This window comes from Arthrobacter sp. B0316-1-20 (assembly GCF_059091865.1).
In genome coordinates, this window is the sequence record NZ_JBNHHC010000005.1 from 147,249 (window position 1) to 170,472 (window position 23,224).

Sequence of the window (23,224 nt, forward strand, 5' to 3'; positions counted from 1 at the left end):
GGGGTCAACTTGCTTAAGAGAGCTAATGGTTAGACCTCGGGCGGTGAACAGCGCCGGCTACAACTTCCTGCGCTGGCTCGGCGGCGCCGCGTCGGTGATCCTGGTGGGGCACGTGGCCGAATGGTTCGGCAACATCTCCGCTCCCTTCTGGTCGGCGGCCGCCTGCAGCCTGGTGGCCGCCGGCATGCTGCTGCTGCGCAAGTACGAGGCGCCCGCCGATCCGCACATCGTGCCCGCCGATGCTGCGGCGATCGGCGCAGACTAGGAGTCGAAGCCCATGCCGGCCGCATCCATGGCTTTCAGCCAGGGGCCGCGACGTCCTTGGTTGCGGTCCGCGCGGATCATGGCCGCAGTGGTGAGCTTGACGCCCAGCCAGGCGAGCGGCTCGGGCGGGAACGGCAGCGGCTTCTTCCGCACCAGCTGCAGCCGGGTGCGCTCGGTCGGCTGGCCGGAGAGCAAGTCCAGCATCACGTTGGCCCCGAAGCGGGACGCTCCCACACCCAGGCCGGTGAACCCGGCGCAGTAGGCCACCCGGCCGCCGTACGCGGTGTCGAAGAAGGAAAAGAAGCGGCTGCAGGTGTCGATGGCGCCGCCCCAGGCGTGGCTGAAGCGGACGCCGGCCAGCTGCGGGAAGGTTGCGTAGAAGTGGGCGGCCAGCCGGCGGAACGTTTCCGGGCGCTGCTCGTGGCTGTGCCGGAGCGAGCGGCCGTAATGGTAGACCGCGTCGTAGCCGCCGAACAGCATCCGGTCCTGTCCCAGGGCGTCGGTGGTCAGCCGATAGTAGTGGAACCGGTTGTCGTTGTCCGAGATGCCGAACTGTTCGGCCCAGCCGAGTGCTTCCCGCTGCGCCCCGGTCAGCGGTTCGGTCATCAGGACGTAGTCGTACACCGGGACGGTATGCAGCCGGGTGCGTGCCAGCAGCGACGGGAAGGCGTTGGTTGCCAGCGCGACCCGCTGGGCCGTCACCGAGCCGAAGTCCGTGTGCAGCGCGATCAATCCGGCCCGCCCTGCCATGGAACGCACCGGAGTATTTTCGTAAATTTCGACGCCGGCGCCCAGGCAGGCGTCGCGCAGTCCCCACGCCAGTTTGGCCGGGTGCACCATCGCCGTTCCGTTCCGGTCGCGCAAGCCCGCCCGGTAGGCCGACGAGGCGACCTCCCGCTGCACGGCGGACCGGTCCAGGAACTCCAGCGCAGGGTCCTCGGCGGCTTCCTCCTGTAGCCAGGCGACGTGGTGCTCTTCGGTGGCCACCGAGAGCGTTCCGGTCCGCTCGAAACCGGCATCGATGCCGTACCGAACCAAGGTTTGTTCGATCTCGTCCAGGTTCTGCAGGCCCAGTTTGCCCAGCAGTTCGGTTTCGTCCGGCAGATGTTTCTGCCCGTTCGCGCTGCCATGGGTCAGGCTGGCCTCGCAGAATCCGCCATTGCGGCCGGAGGCGGCCCAGCCGATCCGGTTGCCCTCCAGCAGCACCACCGAACGGCCGGGGTCGCGTTCCTTGGCCAGCAGCGCGGTCCACAAGCCGGTGTAGCCGCCCCCGACCACCGCCAGGTCCGCCGAGATCGAGCCACGAAGCGGCGGCAGCGCCTCGGGGCGGGAAGGATCGTCCAGCCAGTAGGGCGTGGGGGATGCCCCGGCCAGTGCAGCGTCGATGAGGGACTCGGGGATCTCTTCTTCCGCCCGGTCGTAGAAGGTTTTCATGCCCGCACCGCCTGCCTCTCGAACACTGGTTCGCCGGCCACGAACGTCAGGTCGGTGCCGACGGTGTGCAACTCCGTTGCCGGGAGGCTGAACGGATCGACGCTCAAGACCACCAGATCCGCCGGCGCTCCGGGAACGATCCGGCCGCCGTCGTCATGTCGGTTCAGCCACGCCGAGCCGGACGTATAGGCGGCCAGCGCGGTCTCCAGAGAGAGCGCTTCGCCCGGCAGCAGCGGTCCGTCCGAACCGTCGTCGGGGTGGCTGCGGTTGACCGCCACATGGATGGCCTGCCACGGGTCCGGTGTGGAAACGGGCCAGTCCGAGCCCATCGCCAGCCGGGCGCCGGCCGCAGCCAGGGAACGGAACGGATACTGCCAGCCGGCGCGCTCGTCGCCGATCAGCGGGACGGTCAGGTCGCGCATTTGGGCGTCGTTGCAGGCCCAGAGCGCCTGCACATTCGCGCTGACGTCCAACTCACCAAAGCGGGCCACGTCGGCGGGGTGGATGATCTGCAAGTGCGCCATGTGGTGCCGCCCGGTGCCGCGGCCGTTAACACGGCGGGCGTGCTCGACGGCGTCCAGGCCGTCGCGCACGGCGCGGTCGCCGATCACGTGCAGATGCAGATCGAACCCGGCCGCATCCAGGGCCGCCGCCACTGCCAGCAGCACATCCTTGGACAGGTAGGTCAGTCCACGGCCGTCCGCTGCGTCGCTCGCCGCCGCTGCCGCCGCTGCCGCAGCCGCGCCGCCGGGGGCACCGCCCTCGTTAGCCGCCGCACCTTCACAGGCGCACGGCGCCAGGTAGGGCTCCAGCATGGCCGCGGTCCGGTTTTCGGGCACCCCGTCCACCATGATTTTGGCGGTCGTGGTGCGGAAACCGGCGGCCGAATTTTGCTCCCGCCGGCGGATAAACTCGGCCACCAGATCCGGAACAGATTCCAGCGTGGTGGACCGTGGAACCCAGAGCGCTCCGGCGGCGCGGCCGGTCAGCAGGTCCTGGTTCAACAGCATCCGGTAGGCGGCGCTGGCCTCCGGATAGCCGGCATAGTCGCCCAGAATCGCTTCCTGCCAGCCGGTGACGCCCATCGAGTGAAGGTAGCGCTGGGCCTCCAGCAGGCCGGCGCGCATCTCCTCGACGGTGGCGCGGGGAATGACCCGGTTCACCAGGTCCATCGCGCCCTCATGCAGCGTCCCGCTCGGGAAGCCGGCGGCATCGCGCTCCAGCAGCCCGTCCTGCGGATCGGGGGTCGCGGCATCGATGCCGGCCAGCTCCAGCGCCTTGGTATTGACCCACGCGCTGTGGTGGTCGGCGTTGACCAGATAGGCCGGCCGGTCCGGGACCACCGCGTCCAGCATCTGGCGGGTGGGATAGCCGCCCGGAAAATCCGCCTTGTGCCAGCCACCGCCGGTGATCCAGCCGCTGCCGCCGGACGCACCTCTGCTGCCGGAGGCGGCGGATCCGGCGATCTGGGCCAGCACCGCATCGGCGCCGGCGCAGTGGGACAGGTCGCAGCCCAGCCGCTCCAGCCCGGCCATCACCGCGTGCACGTGCGCGTCGGTGAAGCCAGGTGCCAGCAGCCGGCCGTGCAGGTCGATGGCCGTGGCCCGCGGTCCCGCGGCAGCCCGGACGTCGGCATCTGTTCCGACGGCGGTGACCGCTCCGTCCGTGACGGCGACGGCCGTGGCCGCCGGATGCAGGCGCAGGCCATCGAAGATCCTGCCGGAGTGGAAAATCCAACCAGCCGCCATGGCCGCTCCTGTGTCCCCGGCACGTGCCGGAAATGAACGAGTTTCACTTATGACACAGTGGGCGGGGGGACATTGTCAATGGTTGTCCGCCGGGCCCCGTGGGTGACTCCCTGCGGCCTGGCTTCCTGTACGACGGTGGATGGGCGCCCGCGGCGCGGCATCTCCCGTTCCCTGCGCGGACAGGGTGCCCCTTTCTGTGTCCTGTCGCATACAGTTGCCTGAGACTACCTATTGAGGAAGGGAGTGGGGGCGTGCGGGAAACCCGCGGTACCAGCCGGGCGCTGTCGGCCGGGGTGCTGATTGCCGGCATCCTGGTGGTGGCAGCCAACCTGCGCCCGGTGCTGACCAGCGTGGGCCCGCTGCTGGACCAGATCGGCGCGGACACCGGACTGGGCGTTGCCGCCCTGGGCGTGCTGGCCGCGGTGCCGCTGCTGGCCTTCGGCGCGGTCTCGCCGCTGGCGCACGGGCTCAGCGAGAAGTTCGGCGTCGAACGCACAGTCTTCGGCGCCCTGCTGCTGCTGGTCGCCGGGACGTTGCTGCGACCCATTCCGGGCACCCTCGCTAATCTGTGGATCGGCACCTTGTTGATCGGCGCCGCCATCGCTGTGTGCAACGTGATGCTGCCGGCGCTGCTCAAACGCGACTTTCCCGAGCGGATGGCCTCGCTGACCGGAGGCTATTCCGCCGTGCTCGGCGGCTGCGCCTCGCTGGGCGCCGGACTTGCCGTGCCGCTCTCGCTCGTTCCGATCGGCGGCGAACCGGCCGGCTGGCGCTTCGCCCTGACCGCCTTCGTGGTGCTGGCGGTGCCGGCCGTGCTGCTCTGGCTGCCCCGGCTGCGCCGAGGACGCCAGCTTTCCGGACAGGCCGCCCGGGACGCGGCCGCGGCGCCGGCCCTGGTCCGGGGCGCGGTCTGGAAGTCCGGCATCGCCTGGCAGGTGACGCTCTACATGGGCTTGCAGTCCATGATCTTCTACATCCTTATCACCTGGCTGCCCACGCTGGAACGGTTCCACGGCCGCAGCGGGCTGGCGTCCGGCTGGGACCTGATGCTGTTCCAGTTGATCGGCGTGGTCTCCAGCCTGCTGACGCCGGTGGTCCTGCGCGGGCCGACACAGCGGCTGGCTGCCTCCGGCCCGCCGCTGCTTGTGTTGGCCGGGGTGCTGGGCATCCTGCTGATGCCGCAGATCATGCTGTTCTGGGTGCTGGTGGCAGGCTTCGGCTGCGGCAGCTCGCTGGTCACCGCGCTCGCGCTCTTCGGCCTGCGCACCCGCACGCACCGCGAGGCGAGCGCCCTCTCGGGGATGGCCCAGTCGATCGGTTATCTGCTGGCCGCCGCAGGGCCGCCGATCTTTGGCGGACTCTTCGCCGCATCCGGCGCCTGGGCAGCTTCCCTGGCCGTGCTGTGCATCATCGCCGTCCTGCAGGCAGCCACCGGCCTGCTGGTGGGACGGGACCGCTTCGCGTTCGTGGCCTGACGCTGCCGTGCGTCGGCGTCACGCGCCGCAGCTACATCCCTGAGCGGTACGTTTCCAGCTGCCGGAACCGGCGCTGCAGCGACTCGCGCCGATGTTCGTCGTCGCGGGCCGTGAGCTCGATGTGGCGCCGGCCGAAGCGCCAGAGCAGGAGGTCGTCCAACAGCCGGTCCGGACCGGGGGAGTACCGATGCTCGAGGGCGGCGCGGACATCGGTGATGGTTTCCGGATTCAACAAGGCCGCCAGCTCGGTGGTGGTCTTCAGGCCGTGCGCGGCCAACAGCTCCGCGGCCCAGCCCCAGTCGTCGTCGGACTTGCGGTCCACATGCGGCAGCAGGGTCTGCCAGACTTCCCGGACCCGGCGGGGCGTCAGCGGTGCCGCGCCTTCGCCCTCTTCGTCCCAGTAGCCGGTGACGGTCTCGTACCGCTCGTGCAGTTCCGCAAAGGCCGACTCAACCGCCTCCAACATGGCTGCGGTGGCGGTGAACTGCCGGTCGAAATAAGGGCTCCAAGCGCGAGGATCCGAGGACTTGAAGCGGATATCGTGCTCCAGCTCGGACCACGCATGCGAAAGGATCGTGCGGATTTGGACCTCGAAGAGGTAGCTGCCGGTGGCGCGGGCCGGTTCGCCCAAGGCCTGCTGGTACGCCTTGACCGTGTTGTTCTGCAGCGTGCGCAGGATCAGGTGGCGGCTGGCGTAGCCATAAGTGCCGGACTCGATCGAGCCGATGTCCTTCTCGCGGTCGGCGCGGCAGTCGAAGTCGCTGCGCTGCCGCTTGATCAGCGCTGCGGCCTCGCGGATTTCGTGCGGCAGGCTCACGATCACCCGGACACCGACCAGATCGTGGATCTCGCGTAGCGGGTCCGGGAACTCCAGCGCCGGGGCATCACCCGGTTCGGTCGGCTGCAGCATCCGCGACGCCTTGTCACGGAACGATTCGACGCTCTTGGTCCGGGCGGTGACAAACAGCGGCGTCAGTTCGGCGTTGCCGAAGATGTCCCGGATGCCGGACTGCAATTGGGACGTAACCGTTGCCAGCGCCGGGCGCACCCGCTCGTACCGCGCGGTGTTCGCCTCCACCTGGGCCCGCAGCCGCTCGTCCAACCGGTCCCAATGTATGCCCATGCGCGCCTGGCTCTCCTGCGGTAGGTATATGTGGCTCTGAATAACCTACCAAGGCCGGCCGGGAGGGCCGGCACCGGCAGTTTCGCCCGGTCCGGCCCCTCGAATCCCTTAGCCCTCGGCGTGCGCGTCCGCCAGCTTCAGCACCTCGTCCAGGATGGACAGGCCGGACCGGGCGTCCTCCGCGCTGATGTTCAGCGGCGGCACCACATGGATCCGGTTGAAGTTGGCGAACGGCAGCAGCCCGCGGGACTTGCAGGCCGCGATCAGCTCGTTCATCTCCGGGCTCGAGGAGCCGTACGGCGCCAGCGGCTCGCGTGTGGTCCGGCTCCGCACCAGCTCCACCGCCCAGAAGGCCCCGACGCCGCGCACCTCGCCGACCGATGGGTGTTTCGCCGCCAGCTCCGAGAGCCCGGGACCGAACACATCGGTACCCAGCGAAGCGGCATGCTCCACCATCTGCTCCTCGCGCATCGCGTTGATCGTGGCCACCGCCGCGGCACAAGCCAGCGGATGCCCGGAGTAGGTCAAGCCACCCGGATAGACCCGCTTGGCGAAGGTCGCATAGATCTCCTCGGAGATCGCCACGCCGCCCAGCGGTACGTAGCCCGAGTTAACGCCCTTGGCGAAGGTCAGCAGGTCCGGGACCACCCCGGCGTGGTCGATCGCGAACCACTTTCCCGAGCGGCCGAACCCAGCCATCACCTCGTCGGCGATGAACACGATCCCGTACTTGGTGGCCAGCTCGCGGATACCCTGCAGGTAGCCCGGCGGCGGCACCATGATGCCCGCGGTGCCCGGGATGGACTCCAGCACGATCGCGGCAAAGCGGTCGGCGCCCTCCAGCTGGATGGTGGTCTCCAGGTGCTCCAGCGCGCGCTGGCATTCCTGGGCTTCGTCCTCGGCGTGGAACTGGCTGCGGTACAGGAACGGTGCATGGAAGTGGACCGTGCCGGCGTTCCCGTAGTCGTTGGCCAGCCGCCGCGGGTCGCCGGTGATGTTCACGGCCAGCGCGGTGCCGCCGTGGTAGGAGCGGTAGGCGGAGAGCACCTTGTAGCGGCCGGTGTGCAGCCGGGCCATCCGCACCGCATGCTCCACGGCCTCCGCGCCGCCGTTCGTGAAGAAAATCCGGTTCAGGTCACCGGGCGTCAGCTCGGCGATTAGCCGTGCGGCTTCCGAACGCGCCGCGTTCACGTGCTGCGGCGCCACGGTGCACAGCAGCCCCGCCTGCTCCTGGATCGCAGCCACAACCTTGGGGTGTTGGTGGCCAATGTTGGTGTTGACCAGCTGCGAGGAGAAGTCCAGCAGCTTGTTGCCCTCGCCGTCCCATACCCAGGAACCCTCCGCCCGGCTGATCACCATGGGCGTGATCAGCTCCTGCGCGGACCAGGAATGGAACACGTGCTGGCGGTCCAGCTGATACGCGCGGCGGCTGGCTTCCAGTTCTTCGGCGTTCAACGCGCTGCCGGTGGTGGTGGTCATTTGTCTCTCCTTAAACTACGACGGCGGACGGTCGGGTCGGCGGGCAGTTGCGGCAGGCGGGTGCCGGCTTGGCGGGATCAAACATTCTGCGGGAAGCCCAAGTTGATGCCGCCGTGGCTCGGGTCCAGCCAGCGGGTGGTCACCACCTTGCCGCGGGTGAAGAAGTGCACGCCCTCGGAGCCGTGTGCGTGGCTGTCGCCGAACAGCGAGTTCTTCCAGCCGCCGAACGAGTAGTACGCCATCGGCACCGGGATCGGGACGTTGATGCCCACCATACCCACCTGCACCTCGTTCTCGAAGCGGCGGGCGGCGCCGCCGTCGTTGGTGAAAATCGCGGTGCCGTTGCCGTACGGGTTGTCGTTGATCAGCGCCAGCCCCTCGTCGTAGCCCGGCACGCGCACCACGGACAGGACCGGCCCGAAGATCTCGTCGGTGTAGATGGACATCTGCGGCGTCACCCGGTCGAACAGCGTCGGTGCCAGGAAGAAGCCATCGCCCTCGGCATCGGGCTCCACGCTGCGCCCGTCCAGCACCAGCTCGGCGCCGGCGTCCTCGCCCGCCGCGATGTAGCCGGCCACCTTGTCCCGGTGCGCTGCCGTGACCAGTGGGCCCATGTCCGTGCCGCGCATGCCGTCGCCCACGCGCAGCTTCGCGGTGCGCTCGGCGATCTTGGCCACCAGTTCGTCAGCGACGGACTCCACCGCCACCACCGCGGAAATCGCCATGCAGCGCTCGCCGGCAGCGCCATAACCGGCATTGACCGCGGCGTCAGCGGCCAGGTCCAGGTCCGCGTCCGGAAGCACCAGCATGTGGTTCTTCGCCCCGCCCAGCGCCTGCACCCGCTTGCCGGAGGCCGTGCCGCGCTCGTAGACGTAGCGGGCGATCGGCGTCGAACCGACGAACGAAACGGACTTGATCTCCGGATGCTCCAGCAGCGCGTCCACGGACTCCTTGTCGCCGTGCACCACGTTGAACACGCCGTCCGGCAGCCCGGCTTCCTTCCACAGCTCAGCCAGCCAGTTGGCCGCCGTCGGATCCTTCTCGCTCGGCTTGAGCACCACGGTGTTGCCCGATGCGATGGCCACCGGGAAGAACCACATGGGCACCATCGCGGGGAAGTTGAACGGGGAGATGATCGCCGCCGGTCCCACCGGCTGCCGCAGCGAATGCACATCCACCTTGCTGGACGCGTTCTCGGTGTAGCCGCCCTTGAGCAGATGCGGAATGCCGCAGGCGAACTCCACCACTTCCTGCCCGCGGGACACCTCGCCGAGCGCGTCGTCCAGCACCTTGCCGTGCTCGGCCGTGATGATCGCAGCCAGCTCGCCCTTGCGCGCGTTCAGCAACTCGCGGAAGGCGAAGAGGATCTGTACGCGCCGTGCCAGCGAAGTGTCCCGCCAGGCCGGAAAGGCTGCCGCCGCTGCCTGCACCGCTTGATTCACGACGGCGGAGCTTGCCAAAGCGACGCGGGAGGAGACTTTGCCGGTGGCCGGGTTGGTCACCTCGCCCAGTCGGCCCTCCGGATCCGGGCTGGCGTAGCTGCCGTCAATCCAGTGCTGGATGGTCTGCATGGTGCTCCTCGGTGTAGTCCTAAGTCATGCGGGCACGTGCCCACCTTCTTTGGATCATCCTGCGCCGTTCCTCCATCGTGAACCACTTACACCACGTCGGAATTTACTGCTGCGGCGTTACACTATGTCAATGCTGACAGTGCAGGATGTCTTGGAGCTGGACGTGGTGCGCGCCGGAGCACCGGAAATCCTCGCCGGAGCTGGCGCCCTGACCGCCCCGGTCCGCTGGGTGCATGTGGCCGAGCTGAAGAGCCTGGCTGGTCTGTTGGAAGGCGGTGAGCTGGTCCTCACCACCGGCTTGGCGTTCGAGGATTCCGTAGCCGAGGCAGCCCGCTATCTGGGTGAGCTGGCAGCGGCAGGTGCCGCCGCCGTCGTCGTCGAAATTACCTCCGCCAGGCCCCGGACTGCTGCCGCACTGCGCCAAGCCGCCCACGATGCCGTGCTGCCGGTGATTTTGCTGGCCGAGCGGATCCGTTTTGTTGAGGTCACCGAAGTGGTGCACCGCCTGCTGGTCGCCAGCCAACTGGCGCAGCTGGAACGGTCGCGGCAGGTACACGAGGTCTTCACCAACCTCAGCCTGGAGAATGCGCCGCCGGAGGAGATCGTGCACCGCGCCGCCGAGCTGCTCGGTGCGCCGGTGGTGCTCGAAGACGTGGAGCACTTGGTGCTGGCGTTCGCGACGGCCGGTGTGCCCGCACCGGAACTGCTGGCTGACTGGACGGATCGCTCCCGGCTGGTGCACTACCGGGAGGAAACAGCACAAGCCGGTACCGAAGGCTGGCTGCAGACCCCGGTGGGCCTGCGCGGGCAACGCTGGGGCCGCTTGGTGGTACCTGCGGACGCCCGGGTCCGGGCCGCTGGCCACACCGGACCGGACCTCCACACCGACGCCGGAGCCGCCATGGTGCTCGAACGGGCCGGCCAGGCGTTGACCATCAACCGGATGGCCGAACGTGACCAGCGCGAACTCGGACATCAGGCCCGGGCCGGTCTGCTGCACGAACTCCGCCGGCCCGGAGCCCTTGAAGAGAGCGACGCCGTGACTCGGGCGGCGGCACTGGGGTTGGCGCCGGCGCCTGACTATCTGCCGGTGGTATTTCGGCTCGCGAAGCAGCCGGACGAGGAACCGATCGAGCTGCAGCGGCGTGAGCGCGCGCTGCTGGAACTGCTGCAGCGGGTACTGGCGGACGCTCGCGTCTCCGGACTGCCGGCCAGCCTGCAGTCCGGAACCATCGGAATGCTGGTCGGACTGCCCGCCAGGCAGCTGGAAGACCCGGTGCTGGAACGGCTGTGCGGGCAGCTGGCCGAGCAAGCCAGCGTCGACTGGACAGTGGGCGTTGGCCGCGGCCGGCCGCAACTGCTGGCTGCCGCGGCCGGACTGGATGAAGCCGCGCACGTGGCTGAATCCGCGGCAGGAATCGGCTCCGCGGCAGGCCTCGGCGGCGGCCGGCGGTTCTACCGATCCGCCGACGTCCGGCTGCGCGGACTGCTCTCCATGCTGCGCGACGATCCGCGGGCGGCCGCCTTCACCGACGCCGAACTCGCCCCCATCGCGCAGGACGCCGAAGCCCTCGAACTGCTCCTGCACTACCTGGAATCCGGAGGGAACAAGGCCCAGCTCGCGCGGAAGGGCTACCTCAGCCGTCCCACCCTGTATGCCAAGCTGGCGCGGCTGCAAGAGAAGCTGGGCGTCCCGCTCGACGACGCCGAGTCACGGACCTCGCTCCATGTTGCGCTGCTGCTGCACCGGCTGCGGAGCTGACCCGAGATCCCGGCTAACAGCAGCTGAACCAACGCCGGCCATCCCACCAAAGCCCGCCCGCAGATATGGTGGAAGCATGAGCCAGACAAGCGACACGGCACAGTTCAGCACCAAAGGCGCCTACGTTCACAGCGGCGAAGAGTTCGACCGGGACACCAGCTACATCGAGGACCGGATCGTGGCCGACCCCGATGCCGTCCGTGCCTCGGACGGGCCGACCGGCGGCACCATTGGCAACCCGAACGGAGGCCTCGGCGACGGCGCCAAAGCCTGGCCGGTGGAGGCTGGCCGTTACCGCTTGGTTGCCGCGCGCGCTTGCCCCTGGGCCAACCGGGCCATTATCGTCCGCCGGCTGCTCGGGCTCGAAGACGCCATCTCGCTGGGTTTGCCCGGCCCCACCCACGACGCCCGCTCCTGGACCTTCGACCTGGACCCGGGCGGCCGGGACCCCGTGCTGGGTACCGAGCGCCTGCAGGAGAACTACTTCAAGCGCTTCCCGGACTACCCCCGCGGCATCACCGTGCCGGCCATAGTTGACGAGGCGAGCGGCGCCGTCGTCACCAATGACTACCCCCAGATGACCCTGGACTTCTCCACTGAGTGGAAGGATTTCCACCGCGACGGCGCCCCGGACCTGCTCCCGGCCGACAAGATCGAGGAGATGCAGCCGGTCATCAAGCGGATCTACACCGAGGTCAACAACGGCGTCTACCGCTGCGGTTTCGCCGGCTCGCAAGAAGCCTATAACGCTGCCTATGACCGGCTCTGGGCGGCAATGGACTGGCTCGAGGAGCGCCTCACTAACCAGCGCTACCTGATGGGCGACACGATTACCGAAGCCGACGTTCGCCTCTTCACCACGCTGGCCCGCTTCGACGCCGTCTACCACGGCCACTTCAAATGCAACCGGAACAAGCTGACCGAGATGCCCGCGCTGTGGGGCTACGCCCGCGACCTGTTCCAGACCCCGGGCTTCGGCGACACCACCGACTTCGTGCAGATTAAGCAGCACTATTACATCGTGCACGAGGACATCAACCCCACCCGGATCGTCCCGCAAGGACCGGATCTCTCCGGCTGGCTGACCGAGCACGGCCGCGAAGCCCTCGGGGGCAGCCCGTTCGGAAACGGCACCGCACCGGGCCCGGTGCGGGAATCCGAACGCGTCACTCCCGGCCACAATCCGCTCTACCCGGCCTGACCGCCGTGTCCCGCGCCTTGAACGACGACGGCGGTGCCCGCCCCTTGGGCGACGACGGCGGTGCCCACCCCTTAAACGAAGAAGGTGGCGCGCGCCCGCGGATTGCCGTTAGCTTCGTCCGGGGCGCTCCGTCCCATCCTGCGTGGTTCTCGAAGGTACTGGCGGATTTGGCCGAGAGGGCGGCTGACGGCCTGAGCGCAGCCGGAGCGGAACCCGTCGTCGTAGATTCGGCCTCAGGCCACGTCTTCAGTGCGCTGGATTACCAAGGCGTAGTCATTCTCGGCGGCGGCGACGTGGATCCAGCCCGCTACGGCGGCGACACCGACGAGCCCACCGTCCACTGTGTGGATACCGGAGCGGACGAGGCCGAGATCGACTTAGTCAAAGGCGCCATCGAGAACGGCCGACCCGTGCTCGGAATCTGTCGCGGTCTCCAGCTCATCAACGTTGCCTTCGCGGGCTCGCTCTGTGAAGACCTCGGTCCGGATTCCATCCACAAGATTCACCAGCCGCAGCCGCCCATGGCGAACCATCGGGTGCAGATCGCACCCGACAGCCTGCTGGCCACCGCCCTCGGTACCGAAACCATCACGGTCCAGTCCGGCCATCACCAAGCGGTCCGCCGGCTCGGTGACCGACTGCGCGTGGTAGCAACCGCGGCCGACGGCGTGGTCGAAGCCGTGGAACTAGCCCGCCCCGATGAAGGCTGGCTGCTCGCCGTGCAATGGCATCCCGAAGAACCTGGCTCGCCCGTCGGGCAACTCCACGCGCTGCTCAGGCCATTCGTTGAAGCCTGCCGTCGGACACCGGTGGGCCTCGTCGGGTAGAGGGCAATCCGTCCGGGCAGCGACTTAGGGAGCCCCGGAGCGGGTCCGGCCACGCGCGTAGGACCGTAAACACCCGGATCAACGCCTCGATACCTACGCGGCGCACCATTTCGTCATCCGAAAGTGTCAGACCCGGCTTATAGGCTGTTTTCAGTAGCAGTTCTGTACCAAACGTTGACCATCGGGTGTGGTTTTCCGGTGGTGTCTGCGGGCTTTGTTCCGTGACCGTTCGTAGTCGACGCCGTGCCCTGGGTGGGCATGCTGAAGATTGAGACGCGTGAGAATGTTTGATCCGGCAGCACCGCAACCTTCCGCCGCAGCCCCGGCTGACCCCGGCACCATGCCTGCGCCCGGCGCTGTCGGGCCTGCGACCGGCGTTCCCGGGCCGGTAGGATCTTCCGCCGTGAGCGGCGTGGCGGTTTCGCTGCCGCCGGTCGATCTTGAGGCGTCCGCGGAGGAGTTGGTGGACCAGCTCACCGCCAGGGAGGACGCCAAGGACGCGATCGCCGCGGACCAGGCCAGGCTGATGGTCGCGCTGGAACGGCGGATCCGCGCCGAGCGTGCCGCCGCCGGCGTCCCGGCTGCGCGGCGGGGTGAAGGGATCGCCAAGCAAATCGGGTTGGCGCGGCGGGAGTCCCCGCACCGGGCGGCCCTGCTGCTGGGCCGGGCCAGGGTCCTGGTCAACCAGATGCCGCACACGCTCACGGCACTGCAGGCGGGGCAGCTGAATGAGTGGCGGGCGGCGATCCTGGTCCGGGAAACCGACTGCCTGAGCCCGGAGCACCGCGGCCGCGTGGACCGGGAGCTGGCCGGGAGCCCGGACCGTCTGCACGGGATGGGGAACCGGCAGTTGGAGGCAGAGGCAAACGGATCGCGTACCGGCTGGACCCGCGGGCGGTGGTGGGCCGGGCGGCGAAGGCCGAAGCGGACCGGCATGTCTCCTCCCGGCCCGAACCCGATGTGATGGTCTCGGTCCGGACCCTGCTGCCGGTGGCCCAAGGGGTGGCGGTGATGGCCGCGCTGCATCAGGAGGCGGAGCGGCTGCGCAATGCCGGGGACCCCAGGAGCAGGGGCCAGATGATGGCCGATACCGTGTTTGAACGAGTCACCGGGCGGAGCACCGCCGACCCGGCCCGGCTGGAAGTGCAGCTGGTGATGACCGACCGGGCGCTGCTGCAGGGCGGGACCGAACCGGCCTGGCTGACCGGCTACGGCATCGTCCCGGCCCAGTACGCCCGCGACCTGATCCGCCTGCCGCAGGCCCCGCCAATTGAACCCACCGCCGCGCCCGGGAGCGCAGGTGCCGGCCGGAACCCGGCAGGCCAGATCCCGCCGGGCAGCGCCTTCGGGCAGAAGGCGCCGCCGGCGGGAACCGAGCCGGGCTGGAAGACCGCTCACGAGCAGGCCCGGCAGACAGGCTGCGGAACCTGAAGGTCGGCGGGGTGGCGGATGTTTGGATCCGGCGGTTGTATACCGCGCCGGGGACCGGGCAGTTGCTGGGCATGGACTCGAAGGCCCGGAAGTTCCCGGACGGGATCCGGCGGATGGTCATGGCCCGGGACGCGTTCTGCACCGGCCCGTGGTGCGACGCGCCGATCCGGCACATCGACCACATTTTCGCCTACGCCGAGGGCGGGCCCACCAGCCTGGCAAACGGGCAGGGGCTGTGCGAGCGCTGCAATCAATCGAAGGAAGCCGACGGCTGGTCCGCCAAACCCCTCCCCGGGCCCCGGCGCAGCGTCAAGACCACCACACCCACGGGTCACACCTACACCTCCACCGCCCCACCCCTGCCCGGGGCCACGATGAACGGGCCAACCGCTGACCCAGTGGGTGCTCCGCGTGGAACGCAATCTGCCAGAGAGGCGCGGTTCTTGGTGAAAGCTGCCCTGCGGCAAACGGGTGCTCGCGACGACGTCCGGCGTCTAGGCAGCAGCGCTGAGAGTGGCTGGGCGACTGTCCGTATCCCGCGGGAAGAACTGATTAGCCCTGCAGCGTAACGGGAAAGGCTGCGTGGGATAACCAGGGTTGCTGGTTTCCCACGCCGCCTCTGTGGAGCCTAGGGCAGGTGGAGCCTATGTTAGGTGTCTGTCTGCGTAGACCTTCATGGCATCCCGCACGAAAGATGCGCCCTGCTCGCCGCCGTAGTTGGCGCCGAACCGTGGGTCTGCCACATACATTTCACCCAGCCCGGTGAAGTAACCGAAGGACACTTCCTGGCCGCCGTTGGCGCTGGTCAGCCAGTCGAACTGACGCCGCGCCAATGCCTGCGCTTCGTCGCTATCGGCAGCCAATCCGGACTGAGCGGCGGCAACCCAGTCCGCCATCAATTGCTTGGATTGGTCCTTCCAGGACGTCCGCTCGGCGTCGGACATGCCGCGCCACCACTGGTCGCCCTTGGCGTAAGCGTCCTTGCCCCAGCGTTCTTCGACTTCCTCCTTGTACTGGGTGTGGTCGAATCCGTCGAACATTTCATCGGCCATCAGCTGTTCGCCCCTTTCCGCCTTATCGATAGTGGTTTGTACGGAGACGATCTGCTTTTCGAGTCGATCGCGCTCCTGCATGAGAAGTTCCAGATGTCCGCGCAGAGCGGCCGTCGTATCCCGTGTGCCTTCCAGCACCTTGTTGATCTCGGACAGACCCAATCCAAGCTGGCGCAGCAGGAGGATCCGCTGGAGCCGCAGCAGGGCCTCGTCGTCGTAATAGCGGTAGCCGTTGTAGCCCGTGCTGCTTGGCTCAAGCAGGCCAATGTCCTGGTAATGCCGCAAAGTCCTGCTGGTAGTTCCGGCAGCTTTAGCGACTTCTTGGATCGAATACATTCTGACCTGCGCCATTCCCATAGCAACCACTATGAAGCTTGACGCAACGTCAAGGTCAAGGCGTGTGTGGGCGGGTTCGCGCGGCGTAATCGTCGGCCAGCATCAGCAGCGCAGACAGGAACCGACTGGCGGGATAACATCGGCACGTGCACGCAGACCGGCCCGCTGATTCTCCCCGCGGCAGCCGCGGGGGAGTGCATGTGCCGGGCGGAAGGAACTCCACCCAGCGCGAGGGCATCCAATTGCCGGTGCCGCTGGCTCTACTGTTGGCGCTGGTTGCAGGAGTGGGGCTGGCCGTGCAGAGCCGGCTCAACAGCCAGCTGGGAATTGAACTGGGGGACAGTGTGGGAGCGGCCTTGGTCAGCTTCGGCACGGGCTTCGCGGCGGTTGTGCTTTTCACGCTGTTGCGGCCGAGGGTGCGGCAAAAATTACGAGGCGTTCCAGCGTTGCTGCGACGGCGCGTATACCCACGCTGGTACCTGCTGGCCGGCGTCGTGGGGGCCCTTTACGTGTTCGCACAGGCGGCAACGGTGGGGCCGATCGGATTGTCCCTGTTCACCATAGCGATCGTGACCGGGCAGATGGCTTCGGGTCTGCTGATGGACCGGCTGGGCATCGGAGCCGGCCGGAAGATTGCGGTCAGTGGGGCCCGAATAGCGGGAGCCGTGCTCGCCTTTCTGGCAGCGGTCATTGCCGCCAGCGCCCATTTTGGGTCATCGACGGCAGCGGGACCGCTGGTCTTGTTCATGCTGATCCCACTGGTGTCAGGATTGCTTCAGAGCGTCCAGCAGGGTGTCTTAGGCCAGATAGGTACGGCGCACGGCAGCCCGGTCATTTCCACGCTGCTGAACTTCGGTGTGGGAACGGTGGCTCTGCTGGCGGTCTGGATGGTGCAGGCGGCGATCATCGGGCGGGCCGACCTGCTCACCGGGCCGTGGTGGCTGTATTTGGGTGGTCCGCTGGGCACCATGATCCTGGCCGCCGCCACCGTCTGTGTGGCCAGCACCGGCGTGCTGCTGATGACGCTGACGGTGATCGGCGGACAGTTGGTCGGAGCGTTGGCCGTGGATATTTTCTGGCCGTCTGCGGGAAGCGTGGTCGGCCCGGAAACGCTGCTGGGCATTGGAATGACCGGCGTGGGCCTGCTGATTGCTGCGCGTGCCGGCCGGCAGCGCCGGACCGGCTGACCGCGAACCGGTTGACCGCGGACCGCGGACCGGAAGGGTCCGGGATGCACCGGACTGCAGCCTGCCGCAGCCTCAGCGGAAGGCGGGGATGCCGGTGATTTTCTGGCCGAGGATCAAGGTGTGGACTTCGTCGGTGCCTTCGTAAGTGCGGACGGATTCGAGGTTGTTGGCGTGCCGCAGCGGTGAGTAGTCCAAGGTGATGCCGTTGCCGCCGAGGATGGTGCGGCATTCGCGGGCGATCTTGATGGCTTCTCGGCAGTTGTTGAGTTTGCCCACGGATATCTGGTGGGGCTGCAGGTTGCCGGCGTCCTTGAGCCGGCCCAGGTGCAGGGCGAGCAAGAGGCCTTTGTTGATTTCCAGCGCCATGTTGACCAGCTTTTCCTGGGTGAGTTGGTAGCCGGCCAGCGGTTTGTCGAACTGCAGGCGTTCCTTGGAGTAGTCGACGGCGGCCTGCCAGGCGTCGCGGGCGGCGCCCATCGCGCCCCAGATGATGCCGTAGCGGGCTTCGTTCAAGCACTCGAACGGTCCGCGCAGGCCCTTGGCGTGGGGCATGAGCGCGTCGGCGGGGAGCCGGACGTCGGTGAGTTCGATGTCGCACTGGATGGAGGCGCGCATGGAGAGCTTGGGTTCGATCGGGGTGGCTGTGAATCCGGGCGTGTCGGTGGGCACCAGGAAGCCGCGCACGCCGTCGTCGGTCTGGGCCCAGATAATTGCGATTTGGGCGACGGAGGCGAGGCCGATCCAGCGTTTGGAGCCGTTGAGGATCCAGTCGGCGTCGGGACCTGAGCCGTCGCGGCGGGCGAAGGTCTTCATGCTTCCGGGGTCGGAGCCGGCGGTGGGTTCGGTCAGGCCGAAGCAGCCGATGGCTTCGCCGGCGGCCATCTGCGGCAGCCATTGTTGTTTTTGTTCTTCGGAGCCGTGTTTGTGGATGGCGCTCATCGCCAGCGAGCCCTGCACCGAGACGAAGGTGCGCAGTCCGGAGTCGCCGGCTTCGAGTTCGGCAGCAGCCAGGCCGTAGTCGACGGCGGAGCGGCCGGCGCAACCGTAGCCGTCCAAGTGCATGCCGAGCAGGCCCAGCTTGGCCATCTCGGGCACGATCTCCAGCGGAAACACCGCGTTTTCATACCAGCCGGCGATCTGCGGCTTGATCGCGCTGTCCACGAAGGCGCGGACGTCGTTCCGCAACGCGAGCTCGGAATCACTGAGCAGCGAGTCGAGATTGATCAGATCGGCTTCAGCGGACAAGTGGAGCCCTTTCGCTCGGAACAACGTATTCGGCTCGATGGCGGCCGGTTGCTCCCACGATAACCTCTGGCAGGAACGGCGCGCCGTTGCGGCGTTACCATAAGCCAATGGACGACGGCGGTGCCTCCTTCGGCCAGATGCGATCGGTGGGCGGAACGGACCCGGAAGGCCGGGCAGCGTTGGCCATCCTGCAGATGCTGCAGGACGTGGAGCCATGGCTGCAGCGGGATGAGGCAGCCGTTGAACCGGGGTCGCCGCTGGCCCAACTGGACGAACAATTCACCGCGGCCCAAAGTGTGAGCGGCCTGCTGCGCCAGTCCTTGGCTGCAGCCACCGACAATGTGCTGGCGCTGCGCCGACTGTTGTTTGAGGAACACGGCGAGCAGGGAACGGCGGAATATCGGCTGCAGACGCATGCGCCGTACTCGTTGGTACGGACGGTTATCGAGTGCAGTTCCACCGTGTTGTGGGCGCTGCTGCCGGCCGAGGGCACCGAGCGGGCCCGGCGCAGTCTGGTGCTCATTGCTCGGGACGTGTTCAACGCGGCGTCGTTCTGGGATGCCTATCTGGCGGACTTCCGGCCGGAACGGCATGCCGGGGCGATGGAGTATTTCAACGGGCTGCGTCAAACGGTCAACGAGGTGGCGGCGCGGCTGGAGCTGCCGCCGATCTTTGCGCGGAAGGCCGACGGTTCCTGGGGCTACGCCACCAAGAACCGTACCCAAACGTCGATCCTGAAAGACCTGCGAAGCGAGGACCTGCCGCCGTCGTTAATGTATGTCTGGCAGTTCTGCAGCGGCCATTCGCACGGGCTGGAATGGGCGGCCATGGGCGGAGCCCGCTACCCGGATCCGTTCAGTGAATCCGGCACCTTCCGGGCCGGGAGCATGGAGCAGCTGCGGCAGATGTGCGACGTGTCGCTGGGCCTGGTGCCGCGCGCCTGGGACGTCTTCGACGCGCAGCGCCGCGTGTGGCCGCTGCTGTGAACAGGTTGATTCAGCGATAGGCGCGGTGCAGGTTCTCCTTGGTGGAGGCCCCGGTCGGGCGTTCCGAGATCCACGGTCCGGTCCCCTCCGAAGGGTCCAGGACGCCGGCTTCGAACCAGGTGTAGTCGCCGGCGAGTACCCGGGCGGCAAGCTTGCCGTCGCTGGTGTCCGAATTGCGCCAGAGTTCGCCGAAGAGCTGGTGGATCCGCTCCCGGGACTGCAGGCAGAAGGCGTCCGCCAACTGGTACGCTGCCTTGCCTTGCACCGGGTCCTGGCTGCGCAGCATCTCGGCGTGGCTGCAGCTGGCGGCCATGGCGAAGAGCTCGGCGCCAATATCCACGATCCTGCCCAGGAACGCCTGCCGCTTCTCCAGCCCCGCCTGCCACCGGCCCATGCCGAGGAACGTCTGCCGGGCCAGCCGGCGGGAGGAACGCTCGATGTAGCGCAGATGCTTGGCCAGTGGGCCGAAGTCGTTGTAGGCCTTGGGGTTCATGCCTTGGCCGGCGAGCAGTTGGGGAAGCCATTTGGCGTAGAAACTGCTGGCACCCATGGCCGCTTTTGCCTTGGCCTGTAGATCGGCGTCGGCCGACGCCAAATCTCCAGCGGCGGACAAATGCGCATCCACAGCCTCCCGGGCGATCAGCAGATGCATGATTTCGGTGGAGCCTTCGAAGATCCGGTTGATCCGCATGTCGCGCAGCGACTGCTCCGCCGGCACGGCGCGTTCGCCGCGGGCAGCCAGCGATTCGGCTGTCTCGTAGCCTCGGCCGCCGCGGATCTGGACCAGTTCGTCGGCAATCTTGTAGGCGAACTCGCTGGACCACAACTTGGCCAGCGCTGCTTCAATCCGGACATCCTTCATGCCGGCATCGGCGAGTCCGGCAGACAGCTCAAAGACTGCGTTGAGAGCGAAAGAGCTGGCGGCGATGAAGGCGATCTTCTTGCTGACCGCCTCATGCTTGCCGACGGGCTTGCCCCACTGTACGCGGGCGTTGGACCATTCCCGGGCGATCTTCAGCGACCATTTGCCGCCAGCCGCGCAGAGCGCGGGGATGGACAGGCGGCCGGTATTCAGCGTGGTCAACGCAATCTTCAGGCCCTGGCCTTCACGGCCCAGGCGGTTGGCCGCGGGGACCCGGACGTTGTCGAACCGGGTGACACCGTTTTCGATGCCCCTCAGGCCCATGAAGGAGTTGCGGTTTTCCACCGTGATGCCGGGCGAGTCAGCTTCCACCACGAACGCCGAGATGCCGCCGCGCTGGCCGTCGTGCTCCGGGACCTTGGCCATCACCACCACCAGTTCGGCGATTACGCCGTTGGTGGTCCAGAGTTTGCTGCCGTTGAGCAGGTAGGCCTCGCCGTCTTCGGTGGGAGTGGCGGTGGTGCCCAGACGCGCGGGGTCGGAACCAACGTCGGGTTCGGTCAGCAGGAACGCAGTCACGGCGCCGGCCGCGCAGCGGGGCAGATACTCGCGCTTCTGCTCCTCGGTGCCGAACACCTTCACCGGCTCGGGAACGCCAATGGACTGGTGGGCCGAGAGCAAGGCCCCGAGTGAAGGATGTATCGAGCCGAGCAGCATCAGGGCGCGGCCGTAGTAGAGCAGCGACAGCCCCAGGCCGCCGTATTCGACCGGGATCTTCATGCCGAAGGTGCCCAGTTTCGCCAAGCCGTCGATGTATTCGTCCGGGATCTTCGCGTCGCGTTCTATCCGTGCACTATCCATGGTGCGGGCGTACTCCTCCAGCCGCGCCAGGAAGGACTCGCCGGCCTCACGCTCCGACGCGGTCGGCAGCGGATGCGGGTGGATCAGGTCGAGTTCGAACCGTCCCATGTACAGGCCCTTGGCGAAGCTCGGCCGGGTCCATTCCGTTTCGCGCGACGCCTCGGCGAGTTCGCGTGCGTCCCGTTCAGTGGTCTCCGCCGGGCCGGCTGTGCCCGCTTCTGCTGGCAACGGTCCTGCAGCGGCATCTTGGCTGGCGCTGGCTTTTTTCTGGTCGGTCTCGGCGCTCATGGCAGTCCCCTTCGACGCGGGCCTGCCGGGCTTCAGGCCCTGTGCTGTCCCCTTATGTTACTTCCCGGTAGCTCTTTTGCCGAGGGTTCTTTTTAGGCTCGGGGAATATCCCGGATTACCTGAAGCTTCAACTAAAGGAACACTGCACGCGACCTCGGGAGCATTAATGGACTTCGGCATCTTCACCTTCGGCGAACTGACACGTGGCCCGGACGGTGAGGCGTTGTCGCCCCGGCAGCGTCTGGACGAGTTGGTCCAGCTGGCGAAGATTGCCGATCAGGCGGGCATCTCCTTCCTGGGACTCGGCGAACACCACCGCAGGGACTTCGCCATCTCCGCCCCCGAAGTTGTCCTGGCGGCCATCGCCCGCGAGACCTCCACGCTGCGGTTGGCCACCGCCGTCACCGTGCTGTCGACCCAGGATCCGGTGCGGCTGTTCGAGCAGTTCGCCACGCTGGACCTGCTGTCCGGAGGGCGGGCAGAAATCATTGCCGGCCGGGGCGCCTTCACCGAGTCTTATCCGCTGTTCGGGTACGACACGGCCGATTATGACGGCCTGTTCGAAGAGAAGCTGCAGTTGCTGCTTGCCGCCCGCGAGCAGGAGAACCTGAGCTGGAACGGAACGCACCACCACAGCATCAGCAGGATGGATGTGGTGCCGCGGCCGCTGCAGGAGAAGCTGCCGGTCTGGGTAGGCGTGGGCGGTACGCCCTCCTCCTTCGAGCGCGCCGGCCGGTTGGGGCTGCCGCTGTACTTGGCGCTGCTCTCCGGGCCTCAGCACTTCACCCGGCACGTTGAGTACTACCGCGAATCCGCCGCTGCGCACGGGCACGACCCGGCCACCCTGCCGGTGGGAACCGGCGGCCACTTCTTCGTGGCTCCCACCTCCCAAGAGGCCCGCGACACGTTCTACCCGTACTACCGCGCCTACTTCGAGCAGAACATGCCGCGGCCGGCGGGGCTTTTCCCGCGCGAGACCTTCGAGGCGTGGGCCGGTCCCGGCGGAGGCCTCTTGGCCGGAAGCCCGCAGGAAGTGATCGACAAGATTATGGAGCAGTACCAGTTGTTCGGCCACGACCGCTACATGGCACAGGTGGGCCTCGGCGGGCTCCCGTTCGCGGACACCGCCCGTTCCATCGAATTGCTCGCCACCGAAATCATGCCGGTGGTCCAGCGCGAAACCCATCCGGCCAAACGGCCCTAGCGGCCGGGTCGGGCACCAGGCCAGTTGGTGCGCCAGGTCCGCTTGCGAGCCCTAGGGGACAGGCGTGCCTGAACCCTAGGGGAGAGGTGTGCCCCGGCCAAGCCGCCCGGTGCTGTGCTCTGCGGACTCAACGTGCCGCAGGATCGCCTCGGCGCAGGCGGCGGGCTGTTCCCAGTGCACCATGTGCCCGGCGTCCGGCACCGCGGTGTACCGCCAGCCCGGGTGCCGGGCCAGAAAATCCGCGACCGCGGCCGGCGGCCGGGTGGGATCCCGCGTGCCGGTCATCACCAGGGTGGGTGCCGATACCAGCTCCGCCACGCCCGGCGCCGCGCCGGTTACTCCGGCCGGCAAACTTTGGCGGACGACGGCGGGGTGCCGCCTGAAGGCGGCCAGGAACGTTTCGCGGCCCTCGCCTTGCGGCTCGGTGCCGCCGCGGAACCACGCACCAATCAGCTCCTCGCCGGCGGCCAGGTCGGCTTCCGGGTCCGAAGATTCGCCGCCGAACAGCCGGGTCAGCTTGTCCACCGTTGCCGCCGACGGTGCCACCGGAACCATCCCCACCAAGGTCAGCGACGCCGTCGTGCTTGCGAAGCGTGCCGCGATGGTGGCGGCGATGCTTCCGCCCAGAGAATGTCCTACCCAGTGCACCGGGCCGCCGCCGAATTGTTCGGCCAGGGTGGCGGCAACGTTCTCCACCGTCCAGTCGAAGCCGGCGGGAAGGGCGCCGCCGTAGCCGGGCAGTTCCGCGGCCACCACCTGGCGGCCGCGTGCGGAGAGTCGGTCCGCCAGCGGTTTCCAGTACACGGCGGAGCAGGCCCAGCCGTGGAGCAGGACGATGGGAAGCGGCATGACTTGATTATGCACGGGTCGCGTCCGCCGATGGGGTGG

The 23,224-nt window shown here is 67.8% G+C and carries 20 protein-coding genes; 11 read left to right on the top strand and 9 right to left on the bottom strand.

What is annotated here, in order from left to right; genetic code table 11:
- Window positions 1-25: 25 nt before the first annotated feature.
- Window positions 26-265, top strand: coding sequence for a hypothetical protein (locus AC5RW2_RS10210; protein WP_493962495.1), 240 nt, complete (start codon window positions 26-28; stop codon window positions 263-265).
- Here AC5RW2_RS10210 and AC5RW2_RS10215 read toward each other — a convergent pair.
- Together AC5RW2_RS10215 and AC5RW2_RS10220 are read right to left on the bottom strand one after the other, a co-directional pair.
- On the bottom strand, window positions 262-1,698 hold the full coding sequence (locus AC5RW2_RS10215; RefSeq protein ID WP_493962494.1) for an NAD(P)/FAD-dependent oxidoreductase: 1,437 nt from the start codon (window positions 1,696-1,698) through the stop codon (window positions 262-264). The two genes, AC5RW2_RS10210 and AC5RW2_RS10215, sit on opposite strands and share 4 nt — an antisense overlap.
- Window positions 1,695-3,446 (bottom strand): amidohydrolase, encoded by a 1,752-nt coding sequence (locus tag AC5RW2_RS10220; protein WP_493962493.1) that lies wholly within the window; start codon window positions 3,444-3,446, stop codon window positions 1,695-1,697. The genes AC5RW2_RS10215 and AC5RW2_RS10220 overlap by 4 nt, the downstream gene beginning before the upstream one ends.
- A 251-nt stretch (window positions 3,447-3,697) precedes the next feature.
- Here AC5RW2_RS10220 and AC5RW2_RS10225 point away from each other — a divergent pair, with 251 nt between their 5' ends.
- Window positions 3,698-4,921, top strand: a complete 1,224-nt coding sequence (locus tag AC5RW2_RS10225; RefSeq protein WP_493962492.1) for an MFS transporter — start codon at window positions 3,698-3,700, stop codon at window positions 4,919-4,921.
- A gap of 31 nt (window positions 4,922-4,952) precedes the next feature.
- Here AC5RW2_RS10225 and AC5RW2_RS10230 read toward each other — a convergent pair whose 3' ends face one another.
- The 3 genes from AC5RW2_RS10230 to AC5RW2_RS10240 form a co-directional block, all read right to left on the bottom strand.
- Window positions 4,953-6,044, bottom strand: a complete 1,092-nt coding sequence (locus tag AC5RW2_RS10230) for a GTP pyrophosphokinase (protein ID WP_493962491.1) — start codon at window positions 6,042-6,044, stop codon at window positions 4,953-4,955.
- Between the two features lie 108 nt (window positions 6,045-6,152).
- The gene (locus AC5RW2_RS10235) at window positions 6,153-7,523 is read right to left on the bottom strand and encodes an aspartate aminotransferase family protein (protein ID WP_493962490.1); all 1,371 of its coding nucleotides are present in this window, start codon (window positions 7,521-7,523) and stop codon (window positions 6,153-6,155) included.
- A gap of 77 nt (window positions 7,524-7,600) precedes the next feature.
- Entirely contained in the window at window positions 7,601-9,094 is a 1,494-nt protein-coding gene (locus tag AC5RW2_RS10240; RefSeq protein ID WP_493962489.1) for a CoA-acylating methylmalonate-semialdehyde dehydrogenase, read from the bottom strand.
- A 130-nt stretch (window positions 9,095-9,224) separates the two neighbouring features.
- Here AC5RW2_RS10240 and AC5RW2_RS10245 point away from each other — a divergent pair, with 130 nt between their 5' ends.
- The 6 genes from AC5RW2_RS10245 (at window position 9,225) to AC5RW2_RS10270 (ending at window position 14,884) form a co-directional block, all read left to right on the top strand.
- A complete protein-coding gene (locus AC5RW2_RS10245; protein ID WP_493962488.1) occupies window positions 9,225-10,856 on the top strand; it encodes a PucR family transcriptional regulator in 1,632 nt (543 codons plus the stop codon).
- A 76-nt stretch (window positions 10,857-10,932) separates the two neighbouring features.
- Window positions 10,933-12,057, top strand: coding sequence for a glutathione S-transferase family protein (locus AC5RW2_RS10250; protein WP_493962487.1), 1,125 nt, complete (start codon window positions 10,933-10,935; stop codon window positions 12,055-12,057).
- Between the two features lie 5 nt (window positions 12,058-12,062).
- Window positions 12,063-12,884, top strand: coding sequence for a gamma-glutamyl-gamma-aminobutyrate hydrolase family protein (locus tag AC5RW2_RS10255; protein ID WP_493962486.1), 822 nt, complete (start codon window positions 12,063-12,065; stop codon window positions 12,882-12,884).
- Window positions 12,885-13,287: 403 nt separating this feature from the next.
- Window positions 13,288-13,848: a hypothetical protein gene (locus tag AC5RW2_RS10260; RefSeq protein ID WP_493962485.1), complete on the top strand. Its 561-nt coding sequence runs from the start codon at window positions 13,288-13,290 to the stop codon at window positions 13,846-13,848.
- On the top strand, window positions 13,848-14,315 hold the full coding sequence (locus AC5RW2_RS10265) for a hypothetical protein (RefSeq protein WP_493962484.1): 468 nt from the start codon (window positions 13,848-13,850) through the stop codon (window positions 14,313-14,315). The genes AC5RW2_RS10260 and AC5RW2_RS10265 overlap by 1 nt, the downstream gene beginning before the upstream one ends.
- Window positions 14,316-14,326: 11 nt before the next feature.
- On the top strand, window positions 14,327-14,884 hold the full coding sequence (locus AC5RW2_RS10270; protein WP_493962483.1) for an HNH endonuclease: 558 nt from the start codon (window positions 14,327-14,329) through the stop codon (window positions 14,882-14,884).
- A gap of 75 nt (window positions 14,885-14,959) precedes the next feature.
- Here AC5RW2_RS10270 and AC5RW2_RS10275 read toward each other — a convergent pair whose 3' ends face one another.
- Window positions 14,960-15,724 carry a MerR family transcriptional regulator gene (locus AC5RW2_RS10275; protein WP_493962482.1) on the bottom strand — a complete coding sequence of 255 codons (765 nt, stop codon included), beginning with the start codon at window positions 15,722-15,724 and terminating at the stop codon, window positions 14,960-14,962.
- 125 nt (window positions 15,725-15,849) lie between these two features.
- On the opposite strand from AC5RW2_RS10275, the gene AC5RW2_RS10280 reads away from it, so the two are divergent.
- Complete coding sequence (locus AC5RW2_RS10280; RefSeq protein WP_493962481.1) at window positions 15,850-16,890, top strand: DMT family transporter; 1,041 nt, start codon at window positions 15,850-15,852, stop codon at window positions 16,888-16,890.
- 72 nt (window positions 16,891-16,962) lie between these two features.
- Here the strand turns inward: AC5RW2_RS10280 and AC5RW2_RS10285 are convergent, their stop codons facing one another.
- Window positions 16,963-18,135, bottom strand: coding sequence for an acyl-CoA dehydrogenase family protein (locus tag AC5RW2_RS10285; RefSeq protein WP_493962480.1), 1,173 nt, complete (start codon window positions 18,133-18,135; stop codon window positions 16,963-16,965).
- A gap of 107 nt (window positions 18,136-18,242) precedes the next feature.
- Between AC5RW2_RS10285 and AC5RW2_RS10290 the strand changes: the two genes are divergently transcribed.
- Window positions 18,243-19,121, top strand: coding sequence for a hypothetical protein (locus AC5RW2_RS10290; RefSeq protein ID WP_493962479.1), 879 nt, complete (start codon window positions 18,243-18,245; stop codon window positions 19,119-19,121).
- A gap of 10 nt (window positions 19,122-19,131) precedes the next feature.
- Here AC5RW2_RS10290 and AC5RW2_RS10295 read toward each other — a convergent pair whose 3' ends face one another.
- Complete coding sequence (locus tag AC5RW2_RS10295; RefSeq protein WP_493962478.1) at window positions 19,132-21,132, bottom strand: acyl-CoA dehydrogenase family protein; 2,001 nt, start codon at window positions 21,130-21,132, stop codon at window positions 19,132-19,134.
- A 166-nt stretch (window positions 21,133-21,298) separates the two neighbouring features.
- On the opposite strand from AC5RW2_RS10295, the gene AC5RW2_RS10300 reads away from it, so the two are divergent.
- Window positions 21,299-22,336: an LLM class flavin-dependent oxidoreductase gene (locus AC5RW2_RS10300; protein ID WP_493962477.1), complete on the top strand. Its 1,038-nt coding sequence runs from the start codon at window positions 21,299-21,301 to the stop codon at window positions 22,334-22,336.
- Window positions 22,337-22,411: 75 nt separating this feature from the next.
- On the opposite strand, the gene AC5RW2_RS10305 is transcribed toward AC5RW2_RS10300, so the two are convergent.
- On the bottom strand, window positions 22,412-23,185 hold the full coding sequence (locus AC5RW2_RS10305) for an alpha/beta fold hydrolase (protein WP_493962476.1): 774 nt from the start codon (window positions 23,183-23,185) through the stop codon (window positions 22,412-22,414).
- Window positions 23,186-23,224: the final 39 nt, after the last annotated feature.

Bases quoted from the DNA above. Each gene is read 5' to 3' on its own strand.
- AC5RW2_RS10210 (WP_493962495.1), top strand. From the start codon at position 26: ATGGTTAGACCTCGGGCGGTGAACAGCGCCGGCTACAACTTCCTGCGC.
- AC5RW2_RS10215 (WP_493962494.1), bottom strand. From the start codon at position 1,698: ATGAAAACCTTCTACGACCGGGCGGAAGAAGAGATCCCCGAGTCCCTC.
- AC5RW2_RS10220 (WP_493962493.1), bottom strand. From the start codon at position 3,446: ATGGCGGCTGGTTGGATTTTCCACTCCGGCAGGATCTTCGATGGCCTG.
- AC5RW2_RS10230 (WP_493962491.1), bottom strand. From the start codon at position 6,044: ATGGGCATACATTGGGACCGGTTGGACGAGCGGCTGCGGGCCCAGGTG.
- AC5RW2_RS10235 (WP_493962490.1), bottom strand. From the start codon at position 7,523: ATGACCACCACCACCGGCAGCGCGTTGAACGCCGAAGAACTGGAAGCC.
- AC5RW2_RS10240 (WP_493962489.1), bottom strand. From the start codon at position 9,094: ATGCAGACCATCCAGCACTGGATTGACGGCAGCTACGCCAGCCCGGAT.
- AC5RW2_RS10245 (WP_493962488.1), top strand. From the start codon at position 9,225: ATGCTGACAGTGCAGGATGTCTTGGAGCTGGACGTGGTGCGCGCCGGA.
- AC5RW2_RS10250 (WP_493962487.1), top strand. From the start codon at position 10,933: ATGAGCCAGACAAGCGACACGGCACAGTTCAGCACCAAAGGCGCCTAC.
- AC5RW2_RS10265 (WP_493962484.1), top strand. From the start codon at position 13,848: ATGGTCTCGGTCCGGACCCTGCTGCCGGTGGCCCAAGGGGTGGCGGTG.
- AC5RW2_RS10275 (WP_493962482.1), bottom strand. From the start codon at position 15,724: ATGGGAATGGCGCAGGTCAGAATGTATTCGATCCAAGAAGTCGCTAAA.
- AC5RW2_RS10290 (WP_493962479.1), top strand. From the start codon at position 18,243: ATGGACGACGGCGGTGCCTCCTTCGGCCAGATGCGATCGGTGGGCGGA.
- AC5RW2_RS10295 (WP_493962478.1), bottom strand. From the start codon at position 21,132: ATGAGCGCCGAGACCGACCAGAAAAAAGCCAGCGCCAGCCAAGATGCC.
- AC5RW2_RS10300 (WP_493962477.1), top strand. From the start codon at position 21,299: ATGGACTTCGGCATCTTCACCTTCGGCGAACTGACACGTGGCCCGGAC.
- AC5RW2_RS10305 (WP_493962476.1), bottom strand. From the start codon at position 23,185: ATGCCGCTTCCCATCGTCCTGCTCCACGGCTGGGCCTGCTCCGCCGTG.